10 protein-coding genes and 1 tRNA gene are annotated in these 14,726 nt (G+C 68.5%); 9 read left to right on the top strand and 2 right to left on the bottom strand.

The features are described 5' to 3' along the window. Nucleotides 1-5 precede the first annotated feature (5 nt). Both K0O62_RS19910 and K0O62_RS19905 read left to right on the top strand, forming a co-directional pair. Entirely contained in the window at nucleotides 6-749 is a 744-nt protein-coding gene (locus tag K0O62_RS19910; protein WP_073853408.1) for an alpha/beta fold hydrolase, read from the top strand. A 47-nt stretch (nucleotides 750-796) separates the two neighbouring features. Then, complete coding sequence (locus tag K0O62_RS19905; protein ID WP_073853410.1) at nucleotides 797-2,221, top strand: SDR family NAD(P)-dependent oxidoreductase; 1,425 nt, start codon at nucleotides 797-799, stop codon at nucleotides 2,219-2,221. A 130-nt stretch (nucleotides 2,222-2,351) separates the two neighbouring features. Here the strand turns inward: K0O62_RS19905 and K0O62_RS19900 are convergent. Beyond that, nucleotides 2,352-2,424: transfer RNA gene (locus K0O62_RS19900), tRNA-Arg, on the bottom strand. Nucleotides 2,425-2,474: 50 nt separating this feature from the next. On the opposite strand from K0O62_RS19900, the gene K0O62_RS19895 reads away from it, so the two are divergent. From K0O62_RS19895 to K0O62_RS19875, 5 genes are all read left to right on the top strand, one after another. Further along, nucleotides 2,475-2,930, top strand: coding sequence for a group I intron-associated PD-(D/E)XK endonuclease (locus K0O62_RS19895; protein ID WP_073853412.1), 456 nt, complete (start codon nucleotides 2,475-2,477; stop codon nucleotides 2,928-2,930). Nucleotides 2,931-3,038: 108 nt separating this feature from the next. Further along, complete coding sequence (locus tag K0O62_RS19890; protein ID WP_073853414.1) at nucleotides 3,039-4,520, top strand: wax ester/triacylglycerol synthase family O-acyltransferase; 1,482 nt, start codon at nucleotides 3,039-3,041, stop codon at nucleotides 4,518-4,520. Next, nucleotides 4,517-6,055, top strand: a complete 1,539-nt coding sequence (locus tag K0O62_RS19885) for an HAD-IB family hydrolase/lysophospholipid acyltransferase family protein (RefSeq protein ID WP_073853416.1) — start codon at nucleotides 4,517-4,519, stop codon at nucleotides 6,053-6,055. Before K0O62_RS19890 ends, K0O62_RS19885 begins: the two co-directional genes overlap by 4 nt. Further along, the gene (locus K0O62_RS19880; RefSeq protein WP_073853418.1) at nucleotides 6,052-8,409 is read left to right on the top strand and encodes a glycerol-3-phosphate 1-O-acyltransferase; all 2,358 of its coding nucleotides are present in this window, start codon (nucleotides 6,052-6,054) and stop codon (nucleotides 8,407-8,409) included. The genes K0O62_RS19885 and K0O62_RS19880 overlap by 4 nt, the downstream gene beginning before the upstream one ends. A gap of 10 nt (nucleotides 8,410-8,419) precedes the next feature. Next, a complete protein-coding gene (locus K0O62_RS19875; protein WP_073853420.1) occupies nucleotides 8,420-10,423 on the top strand; it encodes a bifunctional copper resistance protein CopD/cytochrome c oxidase assembly protein in 2,004 nt (667 codons plus the stop codon). On the opposite strand, the gene pknB is transcribed toward K0O62_RS19875, so the two are convergent. Continuing rightward, on the bottom strand, nucleotides 10,420-12,264 hold the full coding sequence (gene pknB / locus K0O62_RS19870) for a Stk1 family PASTA domain-containing Ser/Thr kinase (protein WP_073853422.1): 1,845 nt from the start codon (nucleotides 12,262-12,264) through the stop codon (nucleotides 10,420-10,422). The genes K0O62_RS19875 and pknB overlap by 4 nt on opposite strands. A gap of 245 nt (nucleotides 12,265-12,509) precedes the next feature. Here pknB and ssb point away from each other — a divergent pair, with 245 nt between their 5' ends. After that, the gene (ssb, locus tag K0O62_RS19865; protein ID WP_073853424.1) at nucleotides 12,510-12,956 is read left to right on the top strand and encodes a single-stranded DNA-binding protein; all 447 of its coding nucleotides are present in this window, start codon (nucleotides 12,510-12,512) and stop codon (nucleotides 12,954-12,956) included. Nucleotides 12,957-13,034: 78 nt separating this feature from the next. After that, the gene (ettA, locus tag K0O62_RS19860; RefSeq protein ID WP_073854319.1) at nucleotides 13,035-14,708 is read left to right on the top strand and encodes an energy-dependent translational throttle protein EttA; all 1,674 of its coding nucleotides are present in this window, start codon (nucleotides 13,035-13,037) and stop codon (nucleotides 14,706-14,708) included. Nucleotides 14,709-14,726: the final 18 nt, after the last annotated feature.

The raw sequence follows: 14,726 nt of genomic DNA, 5'->3' as shown, positions 1-14,726 counted from the left end.
ACCGAATGACGGTCGTCTTCGTGCACGGCAATCCGGAAACCAGCGCCATCTGGGGTCCACTGATCGGCGCGCTCGGGCGTGACGATGTCGTCACGCTGTCACCTCCGGGATTCGGCGCGCCGCTGCCCGCGGGTTTCGACCCGACCTACCTGGCCTACCGGGATTGGCTGGAACGGGAACTTGAGGGATTCGACGGCCCTGTCGACCTGGTCGGGCACGACTGGGGTGGCGGTCACGTGCTCAACGTCGCCATGCACCGGCCTGACCTGATCCGCAGCTGGGCCAGCGATATCGTCGGTGTCTTCGACCCCGACTACGTGTGGCACGACCTCGCGCAGATCTGGCAGACGCCGGGCGCGGGTGAAGAGGCGGTGGCCGCGATGATGGCGGGAACGCCGGAGGAACGGGTCGCCATGGTGGCAGGGATGGGCGTCGGCCCCGATATCGCCCCGGCCCTGGTCGCCGCGCAGAACGACGATATGGCCGCGGCGATCCTGCGGCTGTACCGCTCGGCGGCTCAGCCGGCCATCGCGCAGGCCGGCGCCGCGTTGGAAGCCGCAGCGGAACGCCCGGGTCTGTCCATCCTGGCGACCGCGGACACCTTCGTCGGAACCGATGAGATGCGCCGCCGTGCGGCCGACCGGGCCGGCGCCCGCACCGAGGTTCTCGACGGGCTCGGGCACTGGTGGATGATCGAAGATCCGGCCCGTGGCGCCGCGGCGCTCAACCGGTTCTGGGCCGCGCTCTGATTTTTGCCGAATAGGTTCCCGGGGCCCGGCCGCCGTACCCTTTCCCGGTGAACGCGATCGATCCCGAGAAGCTCAGCACGTGTCTCCAGGTGCTGGCCGATGTCGAATCGTTGCCACCGGAGCACCCGGACGCCGTTGCCGTGCGCCGTGCCACCGCCGGCATCTTCAAGGCGGTCCGCAAGGCCCGCCGGCACGCCAAGCGTGACGCGGTCGCGACCGCTGACCGGGCCGTCATCGCCGCCACCGCCACCGGGGCGCCGGGACGCATCGACGACGAGACGGCGGGGTTACCGCTGGTCTCGTCGGCCAGCGGGGCCACCGCGGGCACGCTGATCAAGTCCCGGGCCTGCTACATGTGCAAGAAGCACCACACCGTGGTCGACGCCTTCTATCACCAGCTGTGCCCGGAGTGCGCGGCATTCAGCCACGCCAAACGCGACGCCCGCACCGACCTCACCGGCCGCACCGCGTTGTTGACCGGCGGGCGCGCCAAGATCGGCATGTACATCGCGCTGCGCCTGCTGCGCGACGGGGCCCACACCACCATCACCACCCGATTCCCGAACGACGCCGTGCGGCGCTTCGCCGCCATGCCGGACAGCGCCGACTGGCTGCACCGGCTGCGGATCATCGGCATCGACCTGCGTGACCCGGCCCAGGTCGTCGCGCTGGCCGACAACGTCGCCGCGCAGGGGCCGCTGGACATCCTGATCAACAATGCCGCCCAGACGGTGCGCCGGGCCCCGGGCTCGTACTCCGCCCTGGTGGAGGCCGAGCGCACCGCGCCGCCGGAGCTCGCGCAGGTGGATGTGGTCACCTTCGACCGGGTCAGCGACGCGCACCCCGCGGCCCTGGCGGGCAGCCTCGCCGATCACCAGGCCCCGCACGCGCTCACCGAACTGGCACTGACCGCGCGCAGCGCCTCCCCGGAGCGGATCGCCGCCGGCACCGCGATCGACGCGGGCGGGCTGCTGCCCGACACCGCGTCGGTGAACAGCTGGACCCAGCGGGTGCACGAGGTCGACGCGATGGAACTGCTGGAGGTGCAGCTGTGCAACCAGACCGCGCCGTTCATCCTGGTGAGCCGGCTGCGCCCGGCGATGGCCGCCGCCCCGGCCCGCCGCAAGTACGTGGTGAACGTGTCGGCGATGGAGGGGCAGTTCGGGCGTAAGTACAAGGGCCCGGGCCATCCGCACACCAACATGGCCAAGGCCGCGCTGAACATGCTCACCCGCACCAGCGCCAAGGAGATGCTGGAGCAGGACGGCATCCTGATGACCGCCGTCGACACCGGCTGGATCACCGATGAGCGCCCGCACCCGACCAAGCTGCGGCTGGCAGAGGAGGGGTTCCACGCGCCGCTCGACCTGGTCGACGGGGCCGCACGGGTGTACGACCCGATCGTGCGCGGCGAGGCCGGCGAGGATGTGTACGGGTGTTTCCTGAAGGATTACAAACCCAGCGACTGGTGACGAACCTCAGGTTGTCGGACATCGGCGATACAGTGCAGTCAATCCGGGTTGAGACCTTCCGGGCACTCAACCCAATCCGACAGCGCGCCAGGCGAAAGACTTCATAGAAACGGCACCGAGAATAGAAGAGCGCCCCCGGCAGGGTTCGAACCTGCGGCCATCCGCTTAGAAGGCGGGTGCTCTATCCGCTGAGCTACGGGGGCAGCGCACCTACCCTAGCCGAACGCGCCCGTTCCGATGGATGTGGTAATCGATGGTTCAACATCACACCAAAGACAAGGGCGACCTCGGCGTCGCCAAAGCGCACGCCGATCTCGTGGCCAAGGGGTTCGACGTTCTGTTCCCTGCCACTGAACACGCGCCGTTCGACCTTGTCGCGCACAAAGCGGGAACATTTCACCGCATCCAGGTGAAGTATCGGTCCATGCGGAGAGGCATGGTCACCCTCAAACTGAGTTCGAACTGGACCGATCGACACGGCGTGCACAGCACACCTATCGACAAGGACGCCGTCGACGCAATCTGTATCTACTGTCCCGAGACCGACGAGTGTTATTACATCCGGCCGAGCGACCACGGCGCGTCGGTCAACCTCCGGATCACGCCGACCAAGAACGGTCAGCAGAAGCGGATCCTGGCGGCCTCGGTGTTCCGTGATCTGCCGGACAAACGCCCTGCCCCGATCGACGGGAACCGCGCCTCGGCGTGAAGGTGCGGCGACAGCCACGAAAGCCGCGCCGCGGTACGGCACCGCCGACTAGCGTGGACGCTGCGTGGCGGCCGCCGGGGAGCGCCAGGCAGGAGGAGAGTTCGCGCGATGAGCAATCAGCCGTTGGATGCGGCGGGGCTGCCCCAGAAACTGAACGGTGTCGACACACTGCTGCACCGCGGTGAGGCCAATCCCCGCACCCGGTCCGGCATCATGGGCGTCGAATTGCTTGACACCACCCCCGATTGGGACCGGTTCCGCGCCGTGTTCGAGCAGGCCTCGCGCAAAGTGCTGCGGCTGCGCCAGAAGGTGGTGATGCCGACGCTGCCGACGGCCGCGCCGCGCTGGGTCGTCGACCCCGACTTCAACCTCGATTTCCATGTGCGCCGGGCCCGGGTCCCCGAGCCGGGCACCCTGCGTCAGGTGCTCGATCTGGCCGAGATCGCGCTGCAGTCACCGATGGACATCACCCGGCCGTTGTGGAGCGTCACTCTGGTGGAAGGCCTGGCCGACGGGCGGGCCGCCACCATCCTGCACCTGAGCCACGCCGTCGCCGACGGGGTCGGCACCGTCGAGATGTTCGCCAACATCTACAACCTGGAGCGCGATGCCGAGATCGGTGAGCCTGCGCCACTGCCGATTCCGCAGGATCTCTCGTCCAACGACCTGATGAGAATGGGGATCAACCGGCTGCCGCTCAAGATCACCAACGCCGCACTCGGCCTGCTCGGCGGCGCCGTGCACGCGGTCACCAACGTGGTGCGCGATCCGGCCGCGGCGGTCAGCGGCGTCGTCGACTATGCGCTGTCCACCACCCGGGTGTCGCGACCGGTGGCCGATCATTCGCCGCTGCTGCGACGGCGCAGTCTGAGCTCGCGCAGCGAGGCCGTCGACATCGTGTTCGCCGACCTGCACACGGCCGCCAAGGCAGTCGGCGGCTCCATCAACGACGCCTACCTGGCCGGCCTGTGCGGAGCGCTGCGGCTCTACCACGAGGCCAAGGGCATGCCGATCGACACGCTGCCGATGGCTGTGCCGGTGAACCTGCGCTCCGACGACGACCCGGCAGGCGGAAACCGTTTCGCCGGAGTCAATCTCGCCGCACCCGTGGGCATCGCCGACCCCGAGCGCCGGATCCGGGCGATTCGCTCCCAGATGACCAGCAAGCGTGAAGAACGCGCCATCGACATGGTCGGCTCGATCGCGCCGATCGCCAGCTTCCTGCCCGACGCCGTGCTGGAATCCATGGCGGGCTCGGTGGTCAACTCCGATGTGCAGGCCAGCAATGTCCCGGTGTTTCCCGGGGACACCTTCATCGCCGGGGCGAAGGTGCTGCGCCATTACGGACTCGGCCCGCTGCCCGGTGTGGCGATGATGACGGTGCTGGTCTCCCGCGGTGGCTACATCACCGTCACCACCCGTTACGACCGCGCGGCCTTCGCCGACGACACCTTGTGGACGCGGTGCCTGCTGCAGGGGTTCGACGAAGTGTTGGCACTCGGCGGTGCGGGGCGCGCCGTCGCGGCCTCCTTCAGTGCCCCCGAACCGGCGTCGGGGAACACCGCATCGAACGGGAGTGCGGCGCAATGAGTTCGGTGAACGGGCAGTCGGGCGGATCGAAGATCATGCGCCTCCCGGGCACCGTGGCCGAGATCGAGGCCAGCCCGGAAGGACCCGAGATCGGCGCGTTCTTCGACCTGGACGGCACCCTGGTGGCCGGCTTCACCGGTGTGCTGATGACCCGCGACCAACTGCGCCGAGGTCAGATGAGCGTCGGCCAGTTCATCGGGATGGTGCAGGCCGGCATCAACCATCAACTCGGCCGTTCGGAGTTCGAGGACCTCATCGGCAAGGGCGCCCGGATGCTGCACGGGAACTCGATCACCGACCTCGACGAGCTCGGGGAGCGCCTGTTCAACCAGCACGTGCGTGACCGGATCTATCCGGAGATGCGGGCCATGGTGCGGGCCCACCAGGCCCGCGGGCACACGGTGGTGCTGAGCTCCTCGGCGTTGACCGTGCAGGTCGAACCGGTGGCCCGGTTTCTCGGCATCGACAACATTCTGAGCAACAGGTTCCAGGTGGACGAGAACGACCTGATCACCGGCGAGGTCGAGGAGCCGATCATCTGGGGCCCCGGGAAAGCTGATGCCGTGCAACGGTTTTCGGCGGCCAACGGCGTGGACCTGTCCAGGAGCTACTTCTACGCCGACGGCGACGAGGACGTCGCCCTGATGTACCTGGTCGGCAACCCGCGACCCACCAACCCGGCGGGCAAGCTTGCCGCGGTGGCCGCCAGACGCGGCTGGCCCATCCTGAAGTTCAGCAGCCGCAGCGGCAGCAGCCCGGTGTCCCAGCTGCGCACCCTGGCCGGCCTGGCCACCATCCCGACGGTGGCCGCCGGTGCGGTCGGGATGGGTCTGCTGACCCGCAACAAACGCGTCGGCGTCAACTTCTTCACCTCCAACTGGAGCAAGCTGCTGATGCTGACCACCGGCATCGAGCTCAATGTGCTCGGCGAGGAGAATCTGACCAAGCAACGGCCTGCGGTGTTCATCTTCAACCACCGCAACCAGGCCGACCCGATGATCGCCGGCCGCCTGGTCGGCACCGACTTCACCGGGGTGGGCAAGAAGGAACTGGAGCGCAATCCGCTGATGGGTCCGCTCGGGAAGGTGATGGACGCGGCGTTCATCGACAGAGACGACACCCAGGCCGCGGTGGAGGGGCTGCACAAGGTGGAAGAGCTTGCCCGCAAGGGGCTTTCCATCCTGATCGCCCCGGAGGGCACCCGGTTGGACACCACCGAGGTGGGCCCGTTCAAGAAGGGGCCGTTCCGGATCGCGATGGCCGCGGGCATCCCGATCGTGCCGATCGTGATCCGCAACGCCGAGGTGGTGGCCGCCCGCGACTCCAGCACGTTCAATGCCGGCAAGGTCGACGTCGCCGTCTATCCGCCGATCCCCACCGACGACTGGACCGGTGAGAACCTGGTCGAACGCATCGCCGAGGTCCGCCAGCTCTACTTGGACACGCTGTCGTCCTGGCCGCAGGACACCTTGCCCGATGCCGCTGTGTACCAACGGCTCCGAGCGCAGTCCAACGGTGAGGAGGAGCAGGCGTGAAGGCCGCCGCCGAGGATTTCACCAGTTTCATCCCGACCGGTGACACCCTGGTGCTGGCCGCCGTCGTCTCCCCGGCCGAGCAGGAACTGCTCGACGACTGGCTGCGTCAGCAGCGGCGCGAACGGCCCGAGGCCCGGGTCGAGGTGCTGGTGTTCCCGGTACATTCCGCCGACCAGCCGCCCGCCCTGATGGCGCGGCTGGTGGAACTGCTCGAAGTCGACCCCGACCGGTCCGTGGTGCCGGTGCGGATCTTCTGGGTCCCCGCCGGTCTGCCCACCCGATCGAAGATCGTCTCGCTGATCTCGGGCCGGGACACCTACCGCCCCCCGGAACTGCTCCAGCGGCGCATCCTGCGCAAAGATCCGTCGCGGGCCCGGGTGGTGGCCGGTGAGCCGGCGAAGGTTTCCGAACTCCGGCAGCAGTGGCACGACACCACCATCGCCGAAAATCCCCGGGAATTCGCCAATTTCGTCATCCGCCGGGCCATCCTGGCGATCGAGCGGGTGGAGCTGCGACTGCTCGGGCCGGAATACAAATCGCCGCGCCTGGTCAAGCCGGAGATGCTGGCCTCGGCCCGGTTCCGGGAGGGCCTGGAGAAGATCCCGGATGCCACCGTGGAGAAGGCCGGCGAGATGCTCGACGAGCTGTCGACCGGGTGGAGTCGCTTCTCGGTCGATCTCATACCGACGCTCGGGCGCGCCATCTTCAGCCGTGGATTCGATCCCAACATCGACTACGACAACACCGAGATCGAGTCGCTGCGCAACGCCTTGGAGATGCACCCGGCGGTGCTGCTGTTCTCGCACCGGTCCTATCTGGACGGCGTCATCGTCCCGGTGGCCATGCAGGAGAACCGGTTGCCGCCGGTGCACACCTTCGCCGGGATCAACCTGTCCTTCGGGTTCATGGGCCCGATCTTCCGGCACTCCGGGGTGATCTTCCTGCGCCGCAAGCTCGACGACCCGCTGTACAAGTATGTGCTGCGCCAGTACGTCGGCTACATCGTGGAGAAGCGGTTCAACCTGAACTGGTCGATCGAGGGGACCCGCTCGCGCACCGGGAAGATGCTGCCGCCCAAGCTCGGCCTGCTGTCCTACGTCGCCGACGCCTACCTCGACGGCCGCAGCGAAGACATTCTGCTGCAACCGGTCTCGATCAGCTTCGACCAGCTGCACGAGACCGCCGAGTACGCCGAGTACGCCCGCGGCGGAGAGAAGACCCCCGAAAGCGCGAGGTGGCTGTACAACTTCGTCAAGGCCCAGGGGGAGCGCAACTACGGCAAGATCTACGTCCGTTTTCCCGAAGCGGTGTCGATGCGTCAGTACCTCGGCGAGGCGGGCGGCCCCATTGCGACCGACCCCGACGCCAAGCGGCTGGCGATGCAGCGGATGGCCATCGAGGTCGCGTGGCGCATCGTGCGGGTCACCCCGGTCAACGCGACCGGCCTGGTCTCGGCGTTGTTGCTGACCGCACGCGGGGTGGCCCTCACCGAGGGACAGCTGCACCGCACCCTGCAGGACACGCTGGATTACCTGGAACGCAAAGAACTTCCGATGACCAACAGTGTGCTGCGGCTGCGCACCCCGGAAGGGGTGCGGGCCGCGGTGGACGCCCTCTCGGGTAGGCATCCGGTGACCCGGGTGGACGGTGGCCGCGAACCCGTCTGGCGGATCGCCCCGGAGGACGAGCACGAGGCCGCGTTCTACCGGAACTCGATCATCCACGCGTTCCTGGAGACCTCACTGATCGAGCTGGCTCTGGTGCATGCGGCCCGGGCGGACTCGGACTGGCTCGACGCCTTCTGGGCGCAGATCATGCGGCTGCGCGATCTGCTGAAGTTCGAGTTCTACTTCGCCGACTCGGCGACCTTCCGGGAGAACATCGCCTCGGAGATGTCCTGGGTCGGCGACTGGGAGGAGAAGATCGCCGCCGGGCCGGACGGTATCGGCGCGGTGTTGCAGACCAAGCGCCCGCTGCTCGGTGGGGCGATGCTGCGGCCCTTCTTCGAGGCCTACGAGATCGTGGCCGACGTGCTGCGCGACGCCGCCCCGGAGATCTCGGAATCCGAACTGACCAAGCGGGCGCTCGGGCTCGGGCGCCAGCACGTGGCGCAGGCCCGGGTGCGCAATGCCGAGTCGGTGTCGGCGCTGCTGTTCGCCACCGCACGGCAGGTCGCCGCCGACCAGGATCTGCTGCGGCGGGCCCCCGACCTGTCGGAGCGCCGGGTCGCATTCCTGACCGAGATGCGCGGCATCCTCGCCGACGTGCACACCGTGGAGGCCGCCGCGCGGAAACAGTTCTACGCGCGCGAGCAAGCCTCACACCGGTCGAAGGCGGCGCAGCGCCCCACTTAGGCTGGAGGGCATGACGACCGTCGCGCCACCGCAGCGCAGCAGCGCCGTGGGGCCGATCTTGACTGTGATTGCACTGCTGGCCGGAGCCGTGGCTGCCGGCATCGGTGCGCTGTCCATCGTGGACGCGCTGGCCGCGACGGGGCTGCCCGATCCCGGCCCGGCCACCACCTACGGCTTGCCGTTCGTACGGGCCGCCGGCGAGGTCGCCGCCGCGATCGCCGTCGGGTCGTTCCTGATGGCCGCGTTCCTGGTGCCCCCGCAGCGCAGCGGGGTGCTCGACGTGGGCGGCTACCGGGCGTTGCGCACCGGCAGCGTGGCCTCCGGGGTGTGGGCGGTCTGCGCGGCGCTGTTGGTACCGCTGACCGTGTCCGACATCACCGGCCAGCCCCTGACCAGCCGGCTCAACCCGATCGACGTCTGGACGGTCGCCAGCATGGTGGAGACCGCAGGCACCTGGCGCTGGACCGCACTGCTGGCCGCGATCGTGACGTTGATCTCCATCCCGGTACTGCGCTGGTCATGGACGCCGGTGTTGTTGGCCGGGTCGCTGGTGACGCTGCTGCCGCTGGCCCTGACCGGGCACTCATCCTCCGGCGGTGCGCACGATGTGGCGACGAACAGCCTGCTGATCCACCTGATCGCTGGCGTGCTGTGGGCCGGCGGCCTGCTCGCGCTGTGGGCGCTCGCGGTTCGAGGCGGTGACCACCTCGACGTCGCCGCCCGCCGGTTCTCGGCGATAGCGCTGTGGTGCTTCGCGGCGATGGCGCTGTCCGGCATCGTCAATGCCCTGGTGCGGGTGCGTCCCGCCGAGTTGTTCCAGTACACCTACGGCTGGCTGCTGATCGGGAAGGCCACCGCGCTGGTGCTACTCGGTGTGCTGGGCTGGCTGCAGCGCCGGCAGAGCGTGCGCGCGCTGGCCGCCGACCCGACGGCCCGGCGGCCGCTGATCCGGCTGGCACTGGTCGAGTCGGTGGTCTTCGGGGTGACCTTCGGGCTGGCCGTCGCCCTGGGTCGCACCCCACCGCCACCGCCGATGGAGTTGCCCTCGGTCACCGCCGTCGCGATCGGCTATGACCTGGCCGGCCCGCCCACCCTGGCCCGGGTGCTGTTCGACTGGCGCTTCGACCTCATCTTCGGCACCGCGGCCATCGTGCTGGCCGCGGTCTACATCGCCGGGGTGGTGCGGCTGCGCCGCCGCGGGGACGCCTGGCCCACCGGCCGGATCCTCGCCTGGCTGCTCGGGTGCGCGGCGCTGTTGTTCGCGACGTCGTCTGGGCTCGGCCGGTACATGCCGGCGATGTTCAGCATGCACATGGCCGCGCACATGCTGCTCTCGATGCTGGTTCCGGTGCTGCTGGTGCTCGGCGCGCCGGTCACCCTGGCTCTACGGGCGCTGCCGACGGCCGGTAAGGACAACCCGCCCGGCCCGCGGGAATGGCTGCTGGCCGCCCTGCACAGCCGGGTGTCGAAATTCCTCACCCACCCGATCGTCGCGACGGTGATCTTCGTGGCGGGCTTCTACGGGCTGTACTTCGGCGGCATCTTCACCGCGGCCGCCGACAACCACGGCGCGCATCTTGCGATGAACATCCACTTCCTGCTCAGCGGCTACCTGTTCTACTGGGTCGTCATCGGCGTCGACCCGACGCCGCGCCGGGTCCCGCACCTGGCCAAGCTGGGCATGGTCTTCGGTTCGCTGCCGCTGCACGCCTTCTTCGGGGTGGTGCTGATGGGCATGCAGACGGTGCTCGCCGAAGACTTCTACCGCTCGCTCGGCCTGCCGTGGCACACCGACCTGCTCGCCGATCAGCGCCTCGGCGGCGGGATCGCCTGGTCCACCGGTGAGGTGCCGTTGGTGCTGGTGATGCTGGCGCTGCTCATCCAGTGGCGGCGCAGCGACAACCGCGCCGCGAAACGGATCGACCGGGCCGCGGACCGCGATGAAGACGCCGAACTGGCCGCCTACAACAACATGCTGGCGAAGCTGTCCGAGATCGAAAGCCGTAAGAACTAGCTGCCGTAGTTCACCGTGATGGTGCCGTCCCGGTTGACGCCGGTGCCCGGGGCCGGGTCCTGCTGCACCACCCGGGCCCGCTGGTCACGACCGGCAACGGCTTCGGGAATGTCGGGACCCTTGAGCAGCGGCCCGGTGAAGCCCAGGGCCTGCAACTGCGCCACCGCGTCCGCGTAGAACAGGCCACGCAGGTCGGGCATGGTGATCTGATTGCCGCGCGAGACCTTCAGCGTGACCGGGGCATCCGAGGCCACCGACGCGCCGGCCGGCGGGTCGGTGCCGGCCACCTGGCCCGCGGGCAGCACGCTGTCGGCGTCCGCCTGCAGGATCGTGGTGAACCCGGAGGTGTCCAGGTTCTGGGTGGCCTGCTGCACGCTCTGCCCGGTGACGTCGGGAACCTCGCGCGCCGAGGGGCCCGACCCGACGAGGATGACGATCTCGTTGCTGGTCGCCACATCCTGCTGGGCAGCCGGGATGGTGCCGACGACCCGGTCCAGCTCCGCGGCCGGGGACGCCTGCGGCTGGCGCCGCACATTCTCGAAACCGGCGTCCCGCAGCGTCTGCACCGCCTCGCTGTACGCCAGCCGGGAGACGTCCGGGACACGGCGTTGTTCAGGACCGGTCGACATGTTGACGGTGATCTCGCTGCCCGAGGAGACCGCCGCACCCGTGGCCGGGTCGGTGTCGATCACCCGACCGGCCTCGACCGAGCCGTCGGGTCTGGTTTCCAGCTGCGGGCTCAGCCCCTGTTCCTGCAGCCGGCTGAGCGCCTCCTGCTGGGTCAGTCCGTGCACGTCGGGCACCTGGACCCGGTTCATGACGCCCACCACGAAGACACCGGCGAACACCAGCAGCGCCACCGCGGCGACGGCGCCCGCGATCAGCCACCGCCGCGACCCGGTGCGTGCGGACTGGACCGGCATCTGCAGGGTGCGCGGACCGTCGGTGTCCGAGACCTCGTCGGTGTCCTGGGCCGGCGTTGCCGACGCCGCCGGCGCATTACCGCGGCTGACCCGCAGCAGATCGGCCCGCATCTCCGCGGCGCTCTGGTAGCGCTTCTCCGGTTTCTTGGCCAGCGCCTTGAGCACGACGGCGTCGATGTCGGGGGACAGCCCGGCCCGGCGCTGCGACGGCGGCACGGGTTGTTCGCGGACGTGTTGATAGGCCACCGACAGCGGGGTGTCCCCGGTGAACAGGGCCTGCCCGGTGAGCATCTCGTAGAGCACGCAGCCCAGCGAGTACACATCGGTGCGGGCGTCGACCTCCTGGCCGCGGGCCTGCTCGGGGGAGAAGTACTGGGCGGTGCCGACCACCGCGGACGTCGCGGTGAGACGGTCTCCGGTGGTGGCGTTCATGGCCCGCGCGATGCCGAAATCCATTACCTTCACCGTGCCGGCGGGAGTGATCATGATGTTGGCCGGTTTGATGTCGCGGTGCACGATGCCACGGCTGTGACTGAACTCCAGGGCGGTGCACACGTCGGCGATCACCGCGAGCGCATGCTGCGGCGGTAGCGCCCCCTGGCGCTGGATCAGCTTCCCGACGGTGATCCCGTCCACGTACTCCATCACCAGGAACGGCAGCTTGCCGTTCGGGGTCTGCGCCTCCCCGGTGTCGTACACCGCCACGATCGACGGGTGATTCAGTGCCGCGGTGTGCTTGGCCTCCCGCCGGAACCGCTGCGAGAAGTTCGGGTCCCGGGCGAGGTCGGCGCGCAGGATCTTGATCGCCACATCGCGGTGCAACCGGAGATCGCGTGCCCGATGCACCTCCGACATGCCGCCGAATCCCAGGATCTCACCCAGTTGGTAGCGGTCGGTCAACTGCTGCGGGACGGTCATCGCACACGTCCGATCACACCGATGCCGTCACAAGCCACACCGTCGATCATCGCGCAATGCGCGACGGCGTGAGCGCGAGACCCCTGTGAGCGCGGTTATCCCCAGTGCCCGGTTCATCCACAGGGCAGGCCTCGGCAGGGCTGTGCCAGGGCAGTCCTGACGGCACCCGACGGCTCAATGGGTGCACAGGCCGGTGACGGGATCCCCGCAGCCGGCGCCCGAGGAATCAAGTGAGAGGCACTGCCATGTTCGAAACCCCGTTCTCCATTGTCGGCACCGTGGTCACCGACCCGGTCCTGCGCCGCGTCAACGATCAGGAATTCGTCCGGTTCCGGGTGGCCAGCAATTCCCGCCGGCGTACCACGGAAGGCACCTGGGAGGCCGGCAGCTCCCTGTTCGTCACCGTCAACTGCTGGGGAAAGGTCGCCGACGGGGTGGCCGGGGTGCTGTTCAAGGGCGACCCGGTGATCGTGGTCGGGCAGATCTACACCAGCGAATACGACGACAAGGAGGGCAATCGCCGGTCCACCGTCGAGGTCCGCGCCACCTCGGTCGGGCCCGACCTGAACCGGGTCCGGGCCAAGCTGGACAGGGCGCAGCGGGTGCCCGAGCCGGCCGAGCCCACCGGTGGTCAGGACACCGGGGCCGGCGAGGAGGCCGGGGAGAATCGGGAGCTGCCGATCTCGGCGTAACGGGGGTTCCCGCTTGTCTCTAGGATGGGCTGCGAGTTTCGACGAGATGTGCAGTGCAACGAGAGGCAAGACGACGGCATGGCCGAATTCATCTACACGATGCGGAAGGTGCGCAAGGCGCACGGCGACAAGGTCATCCTGGACGACGTCACGCTGAACTTCCTGCCCGGCGCCAAGATCGGCGTGGTCGGACCCAACGGGGCCGGTAAGTCGAGCGTTCTCAAGATCATGGCGGGGATCGACCAGCCCAACAACGGCGACGCCTTCCTCCAGCCGGGCGCGACGGTCGGCATCCTCATGCAGGAGCCGGAGCTCGACGAGACCAAGACCGTCCGGGAGAACGTCGAGGCGGGCGTCGCAATCAAGGCGAAGCTCAACCGATTCAACGAGGTCGCCGAACTGATGGCCACCGACTACACCGATGAGCTCATGGAGGAGATGGGCCAGCTGCAGGAAGAGCTGGACGCCGCCGACGCCTGGGACATCGACTCCCAGTTGGAGCAGGCGATGGACGCGCTGCGCTGCCCGCCGCCCGACGAGCCCGTCACCCACCTGTCCGGTGGTGAGAAGCGCCGCGTCGCGCTGTGCAAGCTGCTGCTGTCCAAGCCGGACCTGCTGCTGCTCGACGAGCCCACCAACCACCTGGACGCCGAGAGCGTGATGTGGCTCGAACAGCACCTGGCCGACTACAAGGGCGCCATCCTGGCCGTCACCCACGACCGCTACTTCCTGGACAACGTCGCCGAGTGGATCCTCGAGCTCGACCGCGGCCGCGCCTACCCGTACGAGGGCAACTACTCCACCTACCTGGAGAAGAAGGCCGATCGCCTGGAGGTGCAGGGCAAGAAGGACCAGAAGCTGCAGAAGCGGCTGAAGGAAGAGCTGGCCTGGGTCCGGTCCGGCGCCAAGGCCCGCCAGGCCAAGAACAAGGCCCGCCTGGACCGCTACGAGGAGATGGCGGCCGAGGCGGAGAAGACCCGCAAGCTCGACTTCGAGGAGATCCAGATCCCGACGCCGCCCCGCCTGGGCAGTGTCGTGGTCGAGGTCGAACACCTCGACAAGGGCTTCGAGGGCCGCACCCTGATCAAGGACCTGTCCTTCACGCTGCCACGCAACGGCATCGTCGGTGTGATCGGCCCCAACGGCGTCGGTAAGACGACACTGTTCAAGACCATCGTCGGACTGGAGCAGCCCGACAGCGGCACCGTGCGGGTCGGCGAGACGGTCAAGCTCAGCTATGTCGACCAGAGCCGCTCCGGCATCGACCCGAAGAAGAACGTGTGGCAGGTGGTCTCCGACGGTCTGGACTACATCGAGGTCGGACAGAACGAGATCCCGTCGCGCGCCTATGTGTCGGCGTTCGGGTTCAAGGGCCCGGACCAGCAGAAGCCGGCCGGAGTGCTCTCCGGTGGTGAGCGCAACCGGCTGAATCTGGCGCTCACCCTGAAAGAGGGCGGCAACCTGATCCTGCTCGACGAGCCGACCAACGACCTGGACGTCGAGACGCTGTCCTCGCTGGAGCACGCGCTGGAACAGTTCCCCGGTTGCGCCGTGGTGATCTCCCACGACCGCTGGTTCCTGGACCGCACCTGCACGCACATCCTGGCGTGGGAGGGTGACGACGACAACGAGGCCAAGTGGTTCTGGTTCGAGGGCAACTTCGGTGCCTACGAAGAGAACAAGATCGCACGCCTCGGCGCCGAAGCGGCCCGCCCGCACCGGGTGACCCACCGGAAGCTGACCCGCGACTGATCCCACCCGAGTGCCCCC

Origin of the sequence: Mycolicibacterium diernhoferi (assembly GCF_019456655.1) — a bacterium.
Taxonomy (GTDB): domain Bacteria; phylum Actinomycetota; class Actinomycetes; order Mycobacteriales; family Mycobacteriaceae; genus Mycobacterium; species Mycobacterium diernhoferi.
The sequence above is the reverse complement of the archived record's forward strand: the minus strand, read 5'-3'. Positions and strand labels throughout refer to the sequence as shown.

Coding starts and splice junctions, on each gene's coding strand:
- K0O62_RS19875 (WP_073853420.1), top strand. CDS start 8,420: ATGACGACCGTCGCGCCACCGCAGCGCAGCAGCGCCGTGGGGCCGATC.
- K0O62_RS19895 (WP_073853412.1), top strand. CDS start 2,475: ATGGTTCAACATCACACCAAAGACAAGGGCGACCTCGGCGTCGCCAAA.
- ettA (WP_073854319.1), top strand. CDS start 13,035: ATGGCCGAATTCATCTACACGATGCGGAAGGTGCGCAAGGCGCACGGC.
- pknB (WP_073853422.1), bottom strand. CDS start 12,264: ATGACCGTCCCGCAGCAGTTGACCGACCGCTACCAACTGGGTGAGATC.
- K0O62_RS19890 (WP_073853414.1), top strand. CDS start 3,039: ATGAGCAATCAGCCGTTGGATGCGGCGGGGCTGCCCCAGAAACTGAAC.
- K0O62_RS19910 (WP_073853408.1), top strand. CDS start 6: ATGACGGTCGTCTTCGTGCACGGCAATCCGGAAACCAGCGCCATCTGG.
- ssb (WP_073853424.1), top strand. CDS start 12,510: ATGTTCGAAACCCCGTTCTCCATTGTCGGCACCGTGGTCACCGACCCG.
- K0O62_RS19885 (WP_073853416.1), top strand. CDS start 4,517: ATGAGTTCGGTGAACGGGCAGTCGGGCGGATCGAAGATCATGCGCCTC.